We start from the raw sequence: 18,043 nt of genomic DNA, 5'->3' as shown, positions 1-18,043 counted from the left end.
ACCGCTACGCTCCCGATCCCGGCGTCCCGGCATGCCCGGGCCACGCGGACAGCGATTTCGCCACGGTTGGCGATGAGCACCTTGCGCACGATGGCTCCCTCCTCGAAACAAGCTGAGTTTAGGGACTGACGACACCACGTGCCGAGTCGACCCTGAGGGTGAGCTTCCCCACAAGGCGCCTGTGTCCGGCGCGAGCCGCGCGCCGAAGTCCCCTGCATCCCCAGGGTATGCCCGGAATCCCGGGCGTACGACGGAGACCTGGTGTGGGCAAGGTCTCGGTGGGCCCGACTTCCCTACGACGCAGTTTCTTTGTGGAGACCCTACGAATGGCGGAACGAAACTTTGCCGGGTGGGTGTCGGGTGTGACGCACGGGACCGCCGCCTGTCGCAGACCCCTTGTTCCTTCTATTACCCAGCAGTAGCGTGCACCCGTCTTCTGTACTGGCGGTAACAGGCGCGAAAACGTGCCGGACAACAGCGGAAGTGGGTGGGTGCGGTGGCGGCACGCAGGCCGGTGGCCGGGGTGACGGCGGTGGTACTGGTCCTGGAAGCGGCCGGGATCGTGCTGCTCAACTGGATCCTGAGCGTCTTCGTCGACAAGCAGCAGATGTCGATGGCGGGCCTGGAGACCCACGCGATGTCGGCCGGGGCCTGGATCGGCGGCCTCGTCTTCGGGCTCTACCTGCTGTTCTGCGCGTACCTCGCGCTGCGCTGCGCGGTCCGGGACCGCGCGCCCGGCGGCTTCGCGCGCATCGTGCTCATCAGCTGCGCGGTGATCCACGGCGTGGTCGGCGCGTTCACGGTCGGCCTGGTCGGCTGGTCCGCGTTCGCCGGCGCGATGGTCGTCCTCGGCCTGCTCATCTTCACCCTGCTGGCGTACGCCCCGGCGGCCGGGGCCGCCGGGGCGTACGCCGGTCCCGAGTCGGCCGGCGGTCCCGAACTGGCTGCTACGCCCACAACTCCGTGATCTGGATCCCCAGTTCCGCCAGCAGACGGCGGAGCAGCGGCAGGGACAGGCCGATGACGTTGCCCGGGTCGCCGTCGATGCCGTCGATGAAGGGGGCCGAGCGGCCGTCGAGGGTGAAGGCGCCCGCGACGTACAGCGGTTCGCCGCTCGCCACGTAGGCGGCGATCTCCGCGTCGGACGGCTCGCCGAAGCGGACCGTGGTGGCGGCGGTCGCCGAGACCCGGCGGCCGCTCTCCGTGTCGATGACGCAGTGCCCGGTCTGCAGCACGCCCGACCGGCCGCGCATCGACTTCCAGCGCGCCGTGGCGTCCTCGGCGTCGTCCGGCTTGCCCAGCGCGCGCCCGTCCAGCTCCAGTACGGAGTCGCAGCCGATGACCAACGCCCCGGCGGTCTCCGGGCGTCGGGCCACGGCGTCGGCCTTGGCCTCGGCCAGTACGCGGGCCAGCTCGCCCGGGGTGTCGGCGGTGATCGCGTCCTCGTCCACGCCGCTGACGATGACCTCGGGGGCCAGTCCGGCCTGTCGCAGGAGGCCGAGTCGGGCGGGGGACTGGGAGGCGAGCACGAGGCGGCGGGGCTGTTCGGTCATGCGGGTCATCGTAGGCGGCGGGCGGGCCGCCCCGGCAGCCCGTACTCCCGCGTCAGGGCCGCTTCGCGCGCTATTGACAGGCGTGGGGCCTGCGGTCACAGTGCAGTGGCGCGTTCGGATGTCAGTGACCAATGTCCGTTATTTGAACACCGCGCCCGCATGAGGGTGCGAGGAGGCACGCGACCCCATGCCGTACTACCGCCGTGCCGGCGACGTCCCGGCCAAGCGCCACACCCAGCACCGCGGCCCCGACGGCGGGCTGTACTACGAGGAGCTGATGGGGGAGGAGGGCTTCTCCTCGGACTCCTCGCTGCTCTACCACCGGGCGATCCCCTCGGCGATCACCGGCAGCCGCCCCTGGGAGCTGCCCGACCTCACCACCGTCGCCAACCACCCCCTCAAACCCCGCCACCTGAAGCTGCCCGCCCTCTTCGAGACCGCCGACCCGGCCGCCACGGACGCCGTCACCGGGCGCCGCCTGCTGCTCGGCAACGAGGACGTACGGATCGGCTATGTCGTGGCGGGCGCGGCCTCGCCGCTGTACCGGAACGGCGTCGGCGACGAGTGCGTGTACGTCGAGAGCGGTACGGCCCGGCTGGAGACCGTCTTCGGCGTGCTGGACGCGCGCCCCGGCGACTATCTCGTCATCCCGCGCGCCACCACCCACCGCTGGGTGCCCACCGGGGACGCGCCGCTCCGCGCGTACTGCATCGAGGCGAACAGTCATGTCGCCCCGCCGAGCCGCTATCTGTCCCGCTACGGGCAGTTGCTGGAGCACGCCCCGTACTGCGAGCGAGATCTGCGCGGGCCCGAAGGGCCGCTGCTCATCGAGGGGGAGGGGGCGGCGGAGGTGCTCGTCAAGCACCGCGGCCCGGGCCCCGGCGGGCTGGCCGGAACTGTGCTGACCTACCCCACCCACCCCTTCGATGTGGTGGGCTGGGACGGCTGTCTGTACCCGTACGCCTTCAGCATCCACGACTTCGAGCCGCTGACGGGGCGGGTGCACCAGCCGCCGCCCGTCCACCAGGTCTTCGAGGGGCACAACTTCGTGATCTGCAACTTCGTGCCGCGGAAGGTCGATTACCACCCGTTGTCGATCCCCGTGCCGTACTACCACTCCAACGTCGACTCCGACGAGGTGATGTTCTACTGCGGCGGCGATTACGAGGCGCGCAAGGGGTCGGGGATCGGGCAGGGGTCGGTCTCGCTGCATCCGGGCGGGCACGCGCACGGACCGCAGCCCGGTGCCTACGAACGCAGCATTGGCGTCGAATTCTTCGATGAACTGGCCGTCATGGTCGACACCTTCCGCCCGCTCGGACTCGGCGAGGGCGGTACCGCTTGCGAGGATCAGGGGTATGCCTGGACGTGGGCCGGTGGCCACGGACCTCTGGAGGCGTGAGCGATGACCCTATCCGCGTTGTACGAACGGCTCGTGGACGATGCCGGGCTCTTCCCGCCCGAGCAGCTGGAGATGGATGCGGCGGTCGCCCGGCACCGCGCCGACGCGGCGGCCGGTGATCCGCGGCTCAGCCATCGGTTCCTGTGCCCGGCGGCGCGGCTGCCGGAGCTGTCGGCGGCGCTGGACGAGGCGGACCGCTTCCGGGTGGGGCTGATCAGCCCGCTGGAGTGGGGTGCGCTGGTGGACGCGCACCGCCTGCTCGCCGACGACGGCCGGCTGCGGCTGGTCGCCCTGGAGGGCCCGGTCCCGGAGGCGCCGGATCTCGTGACGGCCGTCCGGCAGGCCGCCGACGCCCTGAAGAACCTGCCGTACGGGCCGCCGCCCGGCTTCCCCCAGTACGTCGAGATCCCGCTCACGGACGGGTGGGAGGCCGCCCTCGACGAGCTGGCCACGGCCGGGCTGGGCGCCAAGGTCCGCTGCGGCGGCGTCCGCGCCGACCTGTTCCCCGCGACCGAGCACCTGGCGGTGTTCGTGTCCGCGTGCGTGCGGCGCGGGCTGCCCTTCAAGGCCACCGCAGGGCTGCACCACGCCGTGCGGTACCGCGACGCGCGCACCGGCTTCACCCACCACGGGTTCCTCAACCTGCTGCTGGCGGTCTGCCGGGCGGCGGACGGCGCGGCACCCGACGGTGTCGAGGCCGTGCTGCGGTCCACCGATCCCGTCGCGCTGGCCGCCGAGGCCCGCGCGGTGACCCCGGCCCTCGCCGCGCGTACCCGCGCGGTGTTCACCGGGTACGGCTCGTGCAGTACGAGCGAGCCGCTCGCAGATCTGCGGGCGCTGGGCCTGACCGGCTCGCGCGCGCATCCGAAGACCCCCACCGACAGGGAGCTGGACGCATGACGACCCGATCCTGGGTGCCCGTACCGGAGCACTCCGACTTCCCCGTGCAGAACCTGCCGTACGGGATCTTCTCCCGTGCGGGGGAGCCGCCGCGGGCCGGTGTGGCGATCGGCGAGTACGTCCTGGACCTGTCGCGGCTCGGCGCGGACGCCGGGCTGCCGTACGCGGCGGACTTCACCGCGCCGACGCTCAACCCCTTCATGGCGCGCGGCCGGGAGGCGTGGCGTGCGGTGCGGGCCCGGCTGACCGAGCTGCTGACGGACGGGGCCCACCGCGCGGCCGTCGAGCCGCACCTGGTGCCGCGCGCCGAGGTGACCCTGCATCTGCCGTTCGAGGTCGCCGACTACGTCGACTTCTACGCGTCCGAGCACCACGCGTCCAACGTCGGCCGGGTGTTCCGCCCCACGCAGCCGCCGCTCACCCCGAACTGGAAGCATCTGCCCATCGGTTACCACGGCCGCGCGGGCACCGTCGTCGTCTCCGGCACCCCGGTCGTGCGGCCCTGCGGCCAGCGCAAGGCTCCCGACGCCGAGGTGCCCGGCTTCGGTCCGTCGGTGCGGCTGGACATCGAGGCCGAGGTCGGCTTCGTCGTCGGCACGCCGTCCGAGCTGGGCAGCCCGGTGTCCGCGGCGGACTTCGCCGACCATGTCTTCGGCGTCGTGCTGGTCAACGACTGGAGCGCGCGGGACATCCAGGCGTGGGAGTACGTGCCGCTCGGCCCGTTCCTCGGCAAGTCCTTCGCGACCTCGGTGTCCCCGTGGGTGGTGCCGCTGGAGGCGCTGGAGGCGGCGCGGGTGGCGCCGCCGGCGCAGGACCCGGAGCCGCTGCCGTACCTGCGGACGGACGAGCCGTGGGGCCTGGATCTGGCGATCGAGGTGGCGTGCAACGGCGAGGTGGTCTCCCGGCCGCCGTTCCGCACCATGTACTGGACGGCCGCCCAGATGCTCGCGCACATGACGGTCAACGGCGCGAGCCTGCGCACCGGCGACTTCTACGCCTCCGGCACGGTCTCGGGCCCGGAGCCGGACCAGCGGGGCTCGTTCCTCGAACTGGGCTGGAACGGTACGGAACCGGTCAAGCTCGCCGACGGCTCCACCCGCGCCTTCCTGGCCGACGGCGACACCGTCACCCTGCGCGCCACGGCGCCGGGCCGGGACGGGGTCCGGATCGGGTTCGGGGAGGTCAGCGGCACCGTCGAGCCGGCGCGCGGGGCAGCCGGCTCAGCCGGACAGGCCGAGCAGCAGGAGTAGGAGCACCGCGGCGACCGCCAGCACGATGCCCGCCCGACGGAGCATGGCCTCTGCTTTGCGCAGCTCCTCGGAGGGATCGTCGGACGGATCGGACCACAGCATGCTTCCGATCGTGCGCCTCTCGCCGCGGCGGCGCCTGAGTACGCGTACTCAGGCGCCGCCACGACGTTGACCGGTCAGCGCGGCCAGAAGCTGGTACGCCAGGCGCGCGGGCCCGGATGCGGAATCCGTCGCGGCACGAGGGACGCCGGGTCGGACCACTCCTCGCCCTGGTCCCGGCCGCCGGGCGCGGCGGCAGCGGCGGCCGCCGCGCGGGCTTGCACCACCGCGACTGCGGCGGCCAGCTCCTCCGGTGTCGGGTTGCCCCGTACGACCTTGATCACCGTCAGCCTCCTTACAGCGGTCGATCCTGTGCGTCTTTACAGCGGGATGTTGCCGTGCTTCTTCGGGGGCAGCTGTTCGCGCTTGTTGCGCAGGGTGCGCAGGCCGCGGACGATGTGCCGGCGGGTCTCGGACGGCATGATCACCGCGTCGACGTAGCCGCGTTCGGCCGCCGCGTAGGGGTTGAGGAGGGCCTCCTCGTACTCGGCGATCAGCTCCTGGCGCTTGGCTTCCTGGGCGGCCGGGTCCTCGATGGCGGCGAGGGTGCGGCGGTGCAGGATGTTGACCGCGCCCTGGGCGCCCATGACGGCGATCTGGGCGGTGGGCCAGGCCAGGTTGAGGTCGGCGCCCAGGTGCTTGGAGCCCATGACGTCGTACGCGCCGCCGAACGCCTTGCGCGTGATGACGGTGATCAGCGGGACGGTGGCCTCGGCGTAGGCGTAGATCAGCTTGGCGCCGCGGCGGATGATGCCGTCCCACTCCTGGTCGGTGCCGGGCAGGAAGCCGGGCACGTCCACGAAGGTGAGGACGGGGATGTTGTAGGCGTCGCAGGTCCGCACGAAACGCGCGGCCTTCTCGGACGCCTTGATGTCCAGGGTCCCGGCGAACTGCATCGGCTGGTTGGCGACGATGCCCACCGAGTGGCCCTCGACGCGGCCGTAACCGGTGACCATGTTCGGCGCGTACAGCGCCTGGACCTCCAGGAACTCCCCGTCGTCCAGCACGTGCTCGATCACGGAGAGCATGTCGTACGGCTGGTTCGCCGAGTCCGGGATCAGCGTGTCCAGCTCGCGGTCGTGGTCGCTGGTCTCCAGGTCAGCCTCCTCCGGGAAGGAGGGCGGCTCGGAGAGGTTGTTGGACGGCAGGTAGGACAGCAGCGCCTTGATGTACTCGACGGCGTCCTTCTCGTCCCCCGCCATGTGGTGGGCGACGCCGGAGGTGGCGTTGTGGGTGCGGGCGCCGCCCAGCTCCTCGAAGCCCACGTCCTCGCCGGTGACGGTCTTGATGACGTCGGGGCCGGTGATGAACATGTGCGAGGTCTGGTCGACCATGACCGTGAAGTCGGTGATGGCCGGGGAGTAGACCGCACCGCCCGCACAGGGGCCGACGATCAGCGAGATCTGCGGAATGACGCCGGACGCGTGGGTGTTGCGGCGGAAGATCTCGCCGTACGCGCCGAGGGAGACCACGCCTTCCTGGATGCGCGCGCCACCGGAGTCGTTGATGCCGATGACCGGGCAGCCGTTCTTCAGCGCGAAGTCCATCACCTTGACGATCTTCTCGCCGAACACGCCGCCCAGCGCGCCGCCGAAGACGGTGAAGTCCTGCGAGAACACGGCGACCGGGCGGCCGTCGACGGTGCCGTAGCCAGTGACCACGCCATCGCCGTAGGGGCGGTTCTCCGCCATGCCGAAGTCGGTGGAGCGGTGCCGCGCGAACTCGTCCAGCTCGACGAAGGATCCTTCGTCCAGCAGCAGATCGATCCGCTCACGGGCGGTCAACTTGCCCTTGGCGTGCTGCTTTTCCACGGCGCGCGCGGAACCGGCATGGGTGGCTTCTTCGATGCGTCGCTGAAGATCCGCCAGCTTGCCCGCGGTGGTGTGGATGTGTGCTTCCGGCTCGGACATCGGGATGCGGCTCCTGCTCGTCCTGGACTGGTGCTCGTACGGGGGGCGCTTCGCTCAGGGGTTGGCTACCGATTCGTAGCGTATCGGCGGCACTGCTCACCGGCACTGCGTCGTTGGCCACACTCGGGCGCCCCGGAGCCTCTTAGGGTGGGCAGCATGACGCCTCAACCACCCGTAAACCCCGACGACCCCGACAACTCCGTAAACCCCGACAAAGGCAGTGGCGGCCGGTGGGCCGACCTCGACCGTCCCCCGCTGAACGCGACGGCGCTGCGCAAGGCCCTCGTCCGCCCCGGCTCCCTGTGGACCTCCCTGGACGTGGTCCAGGTCACCGGCTCCACCAACACCGACCTGGCGGAGCGCGCGGCCAAGGGCGAGGCGGCGGCGGGCAGCGTGCTCGTCGCGGAGGAGCAGTCGGCGGCCCGCGGCCGGCTGGACCGCAAGTGGTCGGCGCCGCCGCGCTCCGGGCTCTTCTTCTCCGTCCACCTCAAGCCCGAGGTGCCCACGGACCGGTGGGGCTGGCTGCCGCTGCTGGCCGGCGTCGCCACCGCCACCGCGCTCTCCCGCGCGGCCGGCGTGGACACCGCCCTGAAGTGGCCCAACGACCTTCTCCTCACCGTGGACGGCGAGGAGCGCAAGGGGGGCGGCATCCTCGCCGAGGCGGCCGCCGGCGGCGTCGTCCTCGGCATCGGCCTGAACGTCTCGCTGCGCGCCGACGAGCTCCCGGTGCCCGGCGCCGGCTCGCTCGCGCTGGCCGGAGCGAAGGGCACCGACCGCGACCCGCTGCTCCGTGCCGTACTGCGCTCGCTGGAGAAGTGGTACGGCGACTGGGAGGCGGCCGGTGGCGACCCGGCGGCCTGTGGGCTGCAGGAGGCGTACGCGGCGGGCTGCGCGACGCTCGGCCGCACGGTCCGCGCGCTGCTCCCCGGCGACCGGGAGATCCGCGGCGAGGCGGTGGCGCTGGACGGCGACGGGCGGCTGGTTCTGGCCACCGCCGACGGCGTGCAGCTGCCGGTGGCGGCGGGCGACATCGTCCACCTGCGGCCGGCCGCGGACGGGGGCTGACCGGGCGGGCCGCCGCGGAACAGGGTGACGGGAGACGGCAAGTGGTTCTTGACGACATTCGACACCTGCGAATGATGCGTTATGTGTGGAATGTGAGAGTGAGCCAGAGCACACCTGCCGTATCGTTGACGCGATCGGCCCGGCAGCGGGCCGCGGGCGAACAGTGATCGGAAGGGCAGTGCGCAGGGATCGGAAGAGGAGGGCGCGGTGACCCTCGACGACTCGGGCGCAGCACCGCGCGAAGCGGAAGCGGTACCGCGTGCCGCCGACACCGCCGACGACGGCTCCGACGGGGAGTCCGGCGACGACACCATCGCCCTCCGCCTGGAACAGCTGATCCTCGGCTCCGAGCGGCGCTACACGCCGTTCCAGGCGGCCCGCAGCGCCGGCGTCTCCATGGACCTGGCCTCCCGTTTCTGGCGGGCCATGGGCTTCGCCGACATCGGCCAGGTCAAGGCGCTCACCGAGGCCGACGTGCTGGCGCTGCGCCGGCTCTCCGGTCTGGTGGAGGCCGGACTGCTGAGCGAGGCGATGGCCGTACAGGTCGCCCGCTCGACCGGGCAGACCACGGCGCGGCTCGCCGACTGGCAGATCGACTCCTTCCTGGAGGGCCTGACCGAGCCGCAGGACTCGGGCCTGACCCGTACGGAGATCACGTATCCCCTGGTCGAGCTGCTCCTGCCCGAGCTGGAGGAGTTCCTGGTCTACGTCTGGCGCCGGCAGCTCGCCGCCGCGACCGGCCGCGTGGTGCAGGCCCAGGACGACGCCGAGATGGTGGACCGGCGGCTCGCCGTCGGCTTCGCCGATCTGGTCGGCTTCACCCGCCTCACCCGGCGCCTGGAGGAGGAGGAACTGGGCGAGCTGGTCGAGGCGTTCGAGACCACGGCCGCCGACCTGGTCGCCGCGCACGGCGGCCGGCTCATCAAGACCCTGGGCGACGAGGTGCTGTACGCCGCGGACGACGCGGGTACCGCCGCCGAGATCGGGCTGCGCCTCATCGAGACCATGGCCAATGACGAGACCATGCCCGAGCTGCGGGTGGGCATCGCCTTCGGCACGGTCACGACCCGCATGGGCGATGTCTTCGGCACCACGGTGAATCTGGCCAGCCGGCTCACCTCCATAGCGCCGAAGGACACCGTCCTGGTCGACGAGGCGTTCGCCGAGGAGCTGAGCCGGACCGGTGAGGCCCCGGTCTCCGAGGCCGAGGCGGCAGCGGCGGAGAAGGAGGGCGACGGCCCGGTCCCCGCGTACCGCTTCGCCCTCCAGCCCATGTGGCAGCGCCCGGTCCGCGGCCTGGGCGTCGTCGAGCCGTGGCTGCTGACACGGCGTCCGCCGAGACCCTGACGCCCGGTGCCGCCGGCCCGCCCGGTTACGATCGCGCGTAAGCGATCGTTAACCGGGAGGGGTGGCCATGGCCGACCAGGACGCACAGCGGTACGGCGAGCACGTAGTAGTCAGGCGACACGGCGACCACGTCGCCGAGCTCGCCATGGACCGCCCCAAAGCGATGAACGCCGTGTCCACGGACATGGCCCGCGCCCTCACCGCCGCCTGCGACGCCCTCGCCGCCGACCGCTCCGTACGGACCGTCGTGCTCACCTCCACCCACGACCGCGCCTTCTGCGTCGGCGCCGACCTCAAGGAGCGCAACTCCTTCACCGACGCCGACCTGATGCGCCAGCGCCCCTACACCCGCGCCGCCTACACCGGCGTGCTGGAGCTGCCGATGCCCACCATCGCGGCCGTGCATGGCTTCGCGCTCGGCGGCGGCTTCGAGCTGGCGCTCTCCTGCGACCTGATCGTTGCCGACCGCACCGCCGTCGTCGGCCTCCCCGAGGTCTCCGTCGGCGTGATCCCCGGCGGCGGCGGTACACAGCTGCTGCCGCGCCGGGTGGGCGCGGCCCGCGCGGCCGAGCTGGTCTTCACCGCGCGCCGCGTCGAGGCCGCCGAGGCCGCCGAGTTGGGCCTGATCGACCAGCTCGTGGACGCGGGCGAGGACCGTACGCAGGCGCTGGAGCTGGCCGCGCGCATCGCCCGCAACTCCCCGGTCGGGCTGCGCGCCGCCAAGCGCGCCATGCGCCTGGGGCACGGCCTGGACCTGCGGACCGGCCTGGACCTGGAGGACGGCGCCTGGCGCAGCGTCGCGTTCTCCGGCGACCGGGCCGAGGGCGTGGCCGCGTTCAACGAGAAGCGGACGCCGGACTGGCCGGGGGAGTGATCCCCGCCGTACTCGCGCCCGTACTCCGATAGCGCTCCGTGACCCCATAAGGGGCGGACCGTGGCAAACCTTCCTACTCTGTAAGGTCAAGGCGCGCCTACGGTGACGGATTGTGAGGGCCGGTGACGGGCGAAGCGGTGGGCGGGGGCGAATACGGGTGCGACGCCCGACTGCGGGCCGTCGTGGCGCTCGCGCAGGCCATGGCCGCCGCCCACCACCCCGAGGAGTCGGCGCGTGCCGCGGCGCAGGGCGCGTGCCGGGCGCTGGGCGGCTCTTTCGCGGCGGTCTCCGTCTGGGAGCGTCAGCTCGGCCGGCTCCGGGTCCTGGTGAACGTCGGCGACCTGGCCGACGGCGAGCAGGAGTACCCGGACGACGAGTCCTATCCGGTGCACGAGTTCCCCGAGATCGTCGGCTTCCTGCACGAGCGGTGGGCGGGCGGCGGCGAGCCCGAAGCCTGGGTGGAGACCGCCGACGGGCCGCACGAGGAGGGCTCGTACTGTCACCAGCGCGTGGCCGCGCTGCGCCGCCGCGGCCGGGGCAGCTGCGTGGTCGCGCCGATCGTGCTGCACGGCCGGGCCTGGGGCGAGCTGTACGTGGCCCGGCCGCGCGGCGCGCCGGTCTTCGGCCGGGACGACGCGGACTTCGCGACGGTCCTGGCCGCGGTGGCGGCGGCCGGCATCGCCCAGACCGAGCGGCTGGCCGAGGCCCGCAGGCTGGCCTTCACCGACGCGCTGACCGGCCTGGCCAATCGGCGCGCGGTCGACATGCGGCTGGACGAGGCGCTGGAGCGGCACCGCGCCGAGGGCACCGTCGTCAGCCTGATGATCTGCGACCTCAACGGGCTGAAGCGGGTGAACGACACCCGGGGGCACGCGGCGGGCGACCGGCTGCTGGAGCGGTTCGGGTCGGTGCTGTCGCTGTGCGGCGCGATACTGCCGGGCACCCTCGCGGCCCGCCTCGGCGGCGACGAGTTCTGTCTGCTCGCGGTCGGGCCGCAGGCCGCGGACGTGGAGCGGGTCGCGGCGGAACTGTGCCGCCGCGCGGGTGCGTTGGACCTCGGTGAGGGCGTGGCGGTGGGCGTCGCCTCCACCGGGGACCCGGTCGGTGAGGTGCGGTCGGCGCGCCGCCTCTTCCGGCTCGCGGACGCCGCGCAGTACCGCGCCAAGGAGGCGCGTTCGCCGGGCCCGGTGGTGGCGGGCCGGGCCGGCGGCGAGGACGACCCGGTGGTCCGGATGGCCGACGCGCCGGACCGCGGCCCGGCGGCACCGCACGGGGAGCGCCGCCGGTTCCGCCGCTGAACCGGTGCGTCCCGCGAGGTAAGGGGTGCAGCCGTACCCCGCTGATGACATCTGCGCTTTCACTCTCTAGGGTGCCTGAATATGGATATGCACACCGTGGTGCTGGGGACGACCGGCACGACCGCTCAGGACGTCATCGACGTGGCCCGTGGCGCCGCCCGGATCGAGGTTTCCGCCGACGCCCGCGAGGCCGTCGCCGCCTCCCGCGCCTTCATCGACGACCTCGCCGCCAAGCCGGACCCGGTCTACGGCGTCTCCACCGGCTTCGGCGCGCTCGCCGTCCGGCACATCAGCCCGGAGCTCCGCGCCCAGCTGCAGCGCAACATCGTCCGCTCGCACGCGGCCGGCATGGGCCCGCGCGTGGAGCGCGAGGTGGTCCGCGCGCTGATGTTCCTGCGCCTGAAGACCCTGGCCTCGGGCCGTACGGGCGTACGCCCCCTGGTCGTCGACACGATGGCGGAGCTGCTGAACGCGGGCATCACCCCCGTCGTCCACGAGTACGGCTCCCTCGGCTGCTCCGGCGACCTCGCGCCGCTCTCGCACTGCGCGCTGACCCTGATGGGCGAGGGGGAGGCCGAGGGCCCCGACGGCGTCGTACGGCCCTCCGCCGAGCTGCTGGCGGCCCATGGCATCGAGCCCGTCGAGCTGCGCGAGAAGGAGGGCCTGGCCCTCCTCAACGGCACCGACGGCATGCTCGGCATGCTGGTCATGGCCTGCGCCGACCTCGCCCGCCTGTTCACCTCGGCCGACATCACCGCCGCGCTCTCCCTGGAGGCGCTGCTCGGTACGGACAAGGTCCTCGCGCCCGAGCTGCACGCCATCCGCCCGCACCCGGGCCAGGCCGCCTCGGCCGCCAACATGCTGAAGGTGCTGACCGGCTCCGAGCTCACCGGCCACCACCAGGACGACGCCCCGCGCGTCCAGGACGCCTACTCCGTGCGCTGCGCCCCGCAGGTCGCGGGCGCGGGCCGGGACACCCTCGCGCACGCCCGCCTCGTCGCCGAGCGCGAGCTGGCCGCCGCCGTGGACAACCCCGTCGTCCTGGAGGACGGCCGGGTGGAGTCCAACGGCAACTTCCACGGCGCCCCGGTCGCCTATGTCCTGGACTTCCTCGCCATCGCCGCCGCCGACCTCGGCTCGGTCGCCGAGCGCCGCACCGACCGGCTGCTGGACAAGAACCGCTCCCACGGCCTGCCCGCCTTCCTGGCCGGCGACCCGGGCGTGGACTCCGGCCTGATGATCGCCCAGTACACGCAGGCCGCGCTGGTCAGCGAGATGAAGCGGCTCGCGGCCCCGGCCTCGGTGGACTCCATCCCGTCCTCCGCCATGCAGGAGGACCATGTCTCGATGGGCTGGTCGGCGGCGCGCAAGCTGCGAACCGCGATCGACAACCTGACCCGGGTGGTCGCCGTCGAGATGTACGCGGCGACCCGCGCGGTGGAGATGCGCGAGGGACTGGCCCCGTCGCCCGCCACCCGCGCGGTGCTGGACGCCGTACGGGCCGAGGGCGTGCAGGGCCCCGGGGAGGATCGTTTCCTCGCGCCCGACCTGGCGGCGGCGTACGAGTTCGTGCGCGGCGGCAAGCTGGTCGCGGCCGTGGAGTCGGTCACGGGCAAGCTGGACTGACGCGTGGAGCGGACGGCCTGGAAGCCCCGCGGGGTCTCGCGGGCTCTCAGGCCGTCTCGCCGCGCGAGCGGCGCACGGCGAGGGTGACCAGAGCGGCCCCGATGCCGAGGAAGGCCGTGCCGCCGACGGCGTACGGGGTGGTGTCGAGGGAGCCGGAGTCGGCGAGCCGGACCTCGCCGGTGCCCTGCGTGCCGTCGGTGCCGGCGGCGACCTGTGTACCGGGGGCGATCCGCCCCTGCTGACCGGCGCCCTCTTCGGCCCCCGCGGCCGCATCCGTACCGGCCCGTACGTCCTGGCCCACGGCCGGGGCTGCGGAGTGCCGCATTCCGTCGTCGTGCTCGGCCGTGGCGTTCGCCGACGGTACAAAACAGAGCGCGATCAGCACCGAACCGGCCGCAGCGGCAGTCACCAGTGGTCGGCGTGCGGTCACGGAACGATCCCCCTTCACGGCTCGGCGGTTGGGCCGTTACCCAGATGTTAGTAACAGCCGCGGGTCGTGGGGAAGCCAGGGGCCCGACGTGCTTACCCTCCGTGGCATGAGCAACGGTGACACATCACGCTTTGTCCGCCTGCGCGTCGACCTGGTCATGGAGATCACGGATCCCGACCTGCTGACCGGCGCGGCCCTCGACGGGATCAGCGACGAGGACCATCTCTCCGATCAGGAGCGCAGCCACGCGCGGCAAGCGGTCCAGGCGGAGCCGGCCGAGGCCGTCGCGCACCTCGTCGACCCCTTCGACCTCGTCAACGACGTACCGGGCGTCGAACTGACCCAGGCGTCCTGGACCAGCGAGGAGACCGAGTACGACCCCGAGGCCGAGGAGTGGGACCTCGGGGACGCGGGGGACGACGAAGAGCTCGTCTGAGCCGCGGCTCCAGGGCCTGAAGGGCCGGTACGGGCGGCCGTCCGCACGCCCGTACCGGCGGGTGTCCTTTCCCACACTTTCCGGGCGAATGGAACGGGAAATGGGGAACAGGTGTTCATCATGGGAGCGACTGGGACGTAGTGCGCCCAGTCCGGCTCGGGGAACCTTCAGGTTCAGTAAGCAATGGAGTAGTGACTGATGACGGACAGCAAGCGCCGCAGGGGCTTCATAGCCACCGCCGCTCTGCTGGGCGGGGCGCTGACGCTCGCGGCCTGCGGCGGCGGTGCCGACAAGGCGAGCGGCGACAGCGGCGGCTCGGGGCCTCCCCAGGAGCACCAGAAACAGGAACAGGTCGACAGGGCGGCCGCCAAGGACGCCTCGGACGCCAAGATCAAGATCGCTCCGAAGAGCGGCACGGACGACGCGGGCATCAACAGCGACACCAAGGTCACCGTCGCGGACGGCAAGCTGACCGACGTCACGATGACCTCCGTGGAGTCCAAGGAGCAGGTGGCCGGCACGCTCTCGCCCGACGGCAAGTCCTGGCAGCCGCAGTCCCCGCTGAAGCGCTCCACGAAGTACCGGATCACCGCGCACGCCGAGGACTCCAAGAGCCGCACGGCGGTCGAGCACTCGACGTTCAGCACCGTCTCGCCCACCAACAGCTTCATCGGCAACTTCACGCCTGAAGACGGCTCGACCGTCGGCGTGGGCATGCCGGTGTCGCTGAACTTCGACAAGCCGGTCAAGAACAAGGCCGCCGTCGAGTCGAAGATCAAGGTCGCGGCGAGCAGCAACCAGAAGGTCGTCGGCCACTGGTTCAGCGACACCCGCCTGGACTTCCGCCCGCAGGAGTACTGGAAGGCCGGCTCCAAGGTCACCATGGACCTCGACCTGGACGGCGTGGAGGCGTCGCCCGGCGTGCAGGGCATCCAGGACAAGACCGTCAGCTTCGACGTGGGCCGCTCCCAGGTGAGCACCGTCGACGCCAAGACCCACCAGATGACCGTGGTGCGGGACGGCAAGACCGTCAAGCAGATCCCGATCTCGGCCGGCGGCCAGGAGAACCCGACCTACAACGGTCAGCTCGTGATCTCCGAGAAGTACCTCCAGACCCGCATGGACGGCTCGACGGTCGGCTTCAAGAAGAAGAACGGCAAGGGCGAGTACGACATCCCCGATGTCCCGCACGCCATGCGGCTGTCGGACTCCGGCACGTTCATCCACGGCAACTACTGGGGCAAGGGCATCTTCGGCAAGGCCAACACCAGCCACGGCTGCATCGGCCTCGAGGACGCGAAGGGTGCCAAGGACGACAAGACCGACGGCGCCTGGTTCTACGACCACTCCCTGCTCGGTGACGTCGTGGTCATGAAGAACTCCCCGGACAAGACCATCCAGCCCGACAACGGCCTGAACGGCTGGAACATGGACTGGTCTCAGTGGACGGCGGGCAGCGCCCTGCAGTGACGCGGGCGACCTGACCCGACCGACAGCTCACCGACCTGACGGCTTCCCCGAGCCGTGCGCGGGCGGCACTCCGGACACCGGTCCGGGTGCCGCCCGCCACTGTTTCCGGCCGCACCGTACGCGTCCGTACAGTGATCCGGTGGGCAACAAGGGCGAGGGGCGCGGCGGGCGCCGGGAAAGCGGGGCCGCGCACGGCGCCGAGGAGACCGTGGCACGCGTACTGGGCGCGGTCCGGTACGCCGCGGACGGCAGGCCCGCCGAGGACGCCGTCGAGGCCGGCGCCTCGGCGCTGAGCGCGGACCCGGCCGGCCCCGAGGCCGTGGGCCGGGCCCTGCTGACCGCCGCTGCGGCGACCGTGCGCGGCTGCTGGGAGGGCGGCTGGCACCCCGCCGACCTGGTACGTCTCGTACGGCGCGCGGGTGCGGCGCCCGAGCTGGCCGCCGACCTCGTCGCCGCCGAGCTCCGCCGCTACCCCGCCGGGGAACTCCCGCCGCGCTGGCCCGCACAGCTCCGAGAGGCGGGCGCCGAGGTCTGGTGGCCCGACGACGGCGGTTATCCGGACACGCTGGCCCGGCGCCGCCGCACCACCCGCTTCGAGGCGCTCTGCGCGGTCCTGGAGGTGCTGCGGGTCCTCGGCCGGCTGCCCCGGGTCACGCCTACGGGGCCGGTGCCGGGGGCGCGGGGCGCGCGGACGGCCGGTACGGCGCACGCCGAGGCGCGCCCGGCCGACGAGCCGCGCGTCCTCGGTCGCATCCGCGGCCTGCTCGCCAAGGCCGAGTCCACCGCCTTCCCCGAGGAGGCCGAGGCGCTCTCCGCGAAGGCCCAGGAACTGATGGCCCGGCACAGCGTCTCCGAGGCGCTGCTCGCGGGCGCCGCCCCCGACGGCGGCCCGGAGACCCTGCGCATCGGCGTCGAGGGCCCCTACGAGAACGCCAAGGCGCTGCTCCTGGACGCCGTGGCCGTCGCCAACCGCTGCCAGGCCGTCTGGTCCCCGGACGCCGCCTTCACCACCCTCGTCGGATTCGCACCGGACCTGGACGCCGCCGAACTGCTCTACACCTCGCTCCTCGTCCAGGCCACCACCGCCATGAACCGCGCCGCCGACTCCCACCACGCCCGCGGCAAGTCCCGCCGCACCAAGGACTTCCGCCAGTCCTTCCTCGCCGGCTACGCCTCCCGCATCCGCGACCGCCTCACCGACGCCGCCGACCACGTCACCGCCGAGGCCGCCGAGGGGACGCCGGACCTGCTGCCGGTACTGGCCGCCCGCGACCTCGCGGTCCAGGAGCGGACCGGCGCGCTCTTCCCCGAGACCACGGCGGTACGGATGCGGGGCGTACGGGACGCGGAGGGCCTCCACCAGGGCGCGGCGGCCGCGGACCGCGCCCGGCTGGACCACGGCGGGTCGTAGGGCTCGTTGGGCTGCCGCCTCGCTGGCCGTGGGGCTGCCGCCCCGCAGGCCCCAACTCCCCCACTGGTAACGTCACTTACCGGTGGCCCGGTACGCCCCGGTACCGGCCCGGAGGGGAACGGACACACCGTATGGCGGACGGCGACGGGCACGCAGAGCACATGTCCCGGATCAACACCGAGGTCGCGCACAACGCCCGGGTCTGGAACCACTGGCTCGGCGGCAAGGACAACTACGCCGTCGACCGCGAGGTCGGCGACCACATCACCGGCCTGTACCCGAGCATCGGCGAGGTCGCACGCGCCGACCGGGCGTTCCTCGGCCGCGCGGTGCGCCATCTCGCGGGCGAGGCCGGCGTCCGCCAGTTCCTCGACATCGGCACCGGCCTGCCCACCGCCGACAACACCCACGAGGTCGCCCAGCGCGTCGCGCCCGACTCCCACGTGGTCTACGTCGACAACGACCCCATCGTCCTCACACACGCCCGCACGCTGCTGACCAGCGCGCCCGGCGGCGCCACCGACTACATCGACGCGGACGCGCACGACCCGGACGCGATCCTGCACGCGGCCGCCCGGACCCTAGACCTCGACCGGCCCGTCGCGATCATGCTCCTCGGCATCCTCAACTTCGTCCTCGACACCGAGCGGGCGCAGCGGACCGTGGACCGGCTGCTCGCCGCCGTACCGTCCGGCAGTCACCTCGTCCTCACCCACCCCACCCTCGAACTGGGCGGCGAGGGCAACGCCGCGGCCATGCGCTTCTGGAACGAGAACGCCACTCCGCCGATCACCGCCCGCACCGGCGCGGAGATCGCCCGCTTCGCCGCGGGCCTGGAGCTGCTCCCGCCCGGCCTGGTCTCCTGCACCCACTGGCGCCCGGACCCCGCCCCGGACGGCACCCCCACCCAGCCCCCGCAGGTAGCCCAGTACGCCCTGGTGGCCCGGAAGCCCTGAGAGCCGGTGTCATCAC

Annotated in this window: 19 protein-coding genes; 13 read left to right on the top strand and 6 right to left on the bottom strand. The window is 72.6% G+C overall.

Translation table 11 applies throughout. The features are described from left to right. Positions 1-89, bottom strand: an 89-nt coding sequence (locus tag IF04_RS40445; RefSeq protein WP_351910787.1) for a biotin carboxylase N-terminal domain-containing protein, incomplete at its 3' end; no start/stop codon positions are given. A 407-nt stretch (positions 90-496) separates the two neighbouring features. Between IF04_RS40445 and IF04_RS0131300 the strand changes: the two genes are divergently transcribed. Then, positions 497-967 carry a hypothetical protein gene (locus IF04_RS0131300; protein WP_425428478.1) on the top strand — a complete coding sequence of 157 codons (471 nt, stop codon included), beginning with the start codon at positions 497-499 and terminating at the stop codon, positions 965-967. Here IF04_RS0131300 and IF04_RS0131295 read toward each other — a convergent pair. Beyond that, positions 948-1,553, bottom strand: a complete 606-nt coding sequence (locus IF04_RS0131295) for a Maf family protein (protein ID WP_030265551.1) — start codon at positions 1,551-1,553, stop codon at positions 948-950. The two genes, IF04_RS0131300 and IF04_RS0131295, sit on opposite strands and share 20 nt — an antisense overlap. A gap of 187 nt (positions 1,554-1,740) precedes the next feature. Between IF04_RS0131295 and IF04_RS0131290 the strand changes: the two genes are divergently transcribed. The 3 genes from IF04_RS0131290 to fahA are packed head-to-tail and all read left to right on the top strand — an operon-like array spanning position 1,741 to position 5,105. Beyond that, positions 1,741-2,955, top strand: coding sequence for a homogentisate 1,2-dioxygenase (locus tag IF04_RS0131290; RefSeq protein ID WP_030265549.1), 1,215 nt, complete (start codon positions 1,741-1,743; stop codon positions 2,953-2,955). A gap of 3 nt (positions 2,956-2,958) precedes the next feature. Continuing rightward, the gene (locus tag IF04_RS0131285; protein WP_063829554.1) at positions 2,959-3,855 is read left to right on the top strand and encodes a hypothetical protein; all 897 of its coding nucleotides are present in this window, start codon (positions 2,959-2,961) and stop codon (positions 3,853-3,855) included. After that, on the top strand, positions 3,852-5,105 hold the full coding sequence (gene fahA, locus IF04_RS0131280; RefSeq protein WP_051831722.1) for a fumarylacetoacetase: 1,254 nt from the start codon (positions 3,852-3,854) through the stop codon (positions 5,103-5,105). Before IF04_RS0131285 ends, fahA begins: the two co-directional genes overlap by 4 nt. Here the strand turns inward: fahA and mmpB are convergent. The 3 genes from mmpB to IF04_RS0131265 all read right to left on the bottom strand — a co-directional run bounded on the left by mmpB (position 5,076) and on the right by IF04_RS0131265 (position 7,114). Further along, positions 5,076-5,207: a morphogenic membrane protein MmpB gene (mmpB, locus tag IF04_RS40180; protein ID WP_263301601.1), complete on the bottom strand. Its 132-nt coding sequence runs from the start codon at positions 5,205-5,207 to the stop codon at positions 5,076-5,078. The two genes, fahA and mmpB, sit on opposite strands and share 30 nt — an antisense overlap. A gap of 74 nt (positions 5,208-5,281) precedes the next feature. Further along, positions 5,282-5,488, bottom strand: a complete 207-nt coding sequence (locus IF04_RS0131270) for an acyl-CoA carboxylase epsilon subunit (protein WP_030265539.1) — start codon at positions 5,486-5,488, stop codon at positions 5,282-5,284. 36 nt (positions 5,489-5,524) lie between these two features. Beyond that, positions 5,525-7,114, bottom strand: coding sequence for an acyl-CoA carboxylase subunit beta (locus IF04_RS0131265; RefSeq protein ID WP_030265536.1), 1,590 nt, complete (start codon positions 7,112-7,114; stop codon positions 5,525-5,527). Positions 7,115-7,270: 156 nt separating this feature from the next. Here IF04_RS0131265 and IF04_RS0131260 point away from each other — a divergent pair, with 156 nt between their 5' ends. The 5 genes from IF04_RS0131260 to hutH all read left to right on the top strand — a co-directional run bounded on the left by IF04_RS0131260 (position 7,271) and on the right by hutH (position 13,324). Next, on the top strand, positions 7,271-8,179 hold the full coding sequence (locus IF04_RS0131260) for a biotin--[acetyl-CoA-carboxylase] ligase (protein WP_030265534.1): 909 nt from the start codon (positions 7,271-7,273) through the stop codon (positions 8,177-8,179). A 207-nt stretch (positions 8,180-8,386) separates the two neighbouring features. Continuing rightward, a complete protein-coding gene (locus IF04_RS0131255; protein ID WP_037961350.1) occupies positions 8,387-9,526 on the top strand; it encodes an adenylate/guanylate cyclase domain-containing protein in 1,140 nt (379 codons plus the stop codon). Positions 9,527-9,593: 67 nt separating this feature from the next. After that, on the top strand, positions 9,594-10,400 hold the full coding sequence (locus IF04_RS0131250; protein ID WP_030265530.1) for an enoyl-CoA hydratase/isomerase family protein: 807 nt from the start codon (positions 9,594-9,596) through the stop codon (positions 10,398-10,400). A 200-nt stretch (positions 10,401-10,600) separates the two neighbouring features. Continuing rightward, positions 10,601-11,698, top strand: a complete 1,098-nt coding sequence (locus tag IF04_RS0131245; RefSeq protein WP_051831728.1) for a GGDEF domain-containing protein — start codon at positions 10,601-10,603, stop codon at positions 11,696-11,698. A gap of 81 nt (positions 11,699-11,779) precedes the next feature. Continuing rightward, positions 11,780-13,324 (top strand): histidine ammonia-lyase, encoded by a 1,545-nt coding sequence (gene hutH, locus IF04_RS0131240; RefSeq protein WP_078601029.1) that lies wholly within the window; start codon positions 11,780-11,782, stop codon positions 13,322-13,324. 46 nt (positions 13,325-13,370) lie between these two features. On the opposite strand, the gene IF04_RS0131235 is transcribed toward hutH, so the two are convergent. Further along, positions 13,371-13,754, bottom strand: coding sequence for a hypothetical protein (locus tag IF04_RS0131235; protein ID WP_030265524.1), 384 nt, complete (start codon positions 13,752-13,754; stop codon positions 13,371-13,373). Between the two features lie 106 nt (positions 13,755-13,860). On the opposite strand from IF04_RS0131235, the gene IF04_RS0131230 reads away from it, so the two are divergent. The 4 genes from IF04_RS0131230 (at position 13,861) to IF04_RS0131215 (ending at position 18,027) form a co-directional block, all read left to right on the top strand. After that, positions 13,861-14,190 carry a hypothetical protein gene (locus IF04_RS0131230; protein WP_030265521.1) on the top strand — a complete coding sequence of 110 codons (330 nt, stop codon included), beginning with the start codon at positions 13,861-13,863 and terminating at the stop codon, positions 14,188-14,190. A 198-nt stretch (positions 14,191-14,388) separates the two neighbouring features. Beyond that, positions 14,389-15,660: a L,D-transpeptidase gene (locus IF04_RS0131225; RefSeq protein WP_030265518.1), complete on the top strand. Its 1,272-nt coding sequence runs from the start codon at positions 14,389-14,391 to the stop codon at positions 15,658-15,660. Positions 15,661-15,799: 139 nt separating this feature from the next. Beyond that, the gene (locus IF04_RS0131220) at positions 15,800-17,071 is read left to right on the top strand and encodes a DUF2786 domain-containing protein (RefSeq protein WP_342668232.1); all 1,272 of its coding nucleotides are present in this window, start codon (positions 15,800-15,802) and stop codon (positions 17,069-17,071) included. A gap of 131 nt (positions 17,072-17,202) precedes the next feature. Next, positions 17,203-18,027 (top strand): SAM-dependent methyltransferase, encoded by an 825-nt coding sequence (locus IF04_RS0131215; RefSeq protein WP_030265512.1) that lies wholly within the window; start codon positions 17,203-17,205, stop codon positions 18,025-18,027. Positions 18,028-18,043 lie beyond the last annotated feature (16 nt).

This window comes from Streptomyces violens (assembly GCF_000717745.1).
Classification (GTDB): domain Bacteria; phylum Actinomycetota; class Actinomycetes; order Streptomycetales; family Streptomycetaceae; genus Streptomyces; species Streptomyces violens.
Note: the sequence above shows the minus strand (reverse complement) of the source record. Positions and strands in the feature narration are given on the sequence as shown.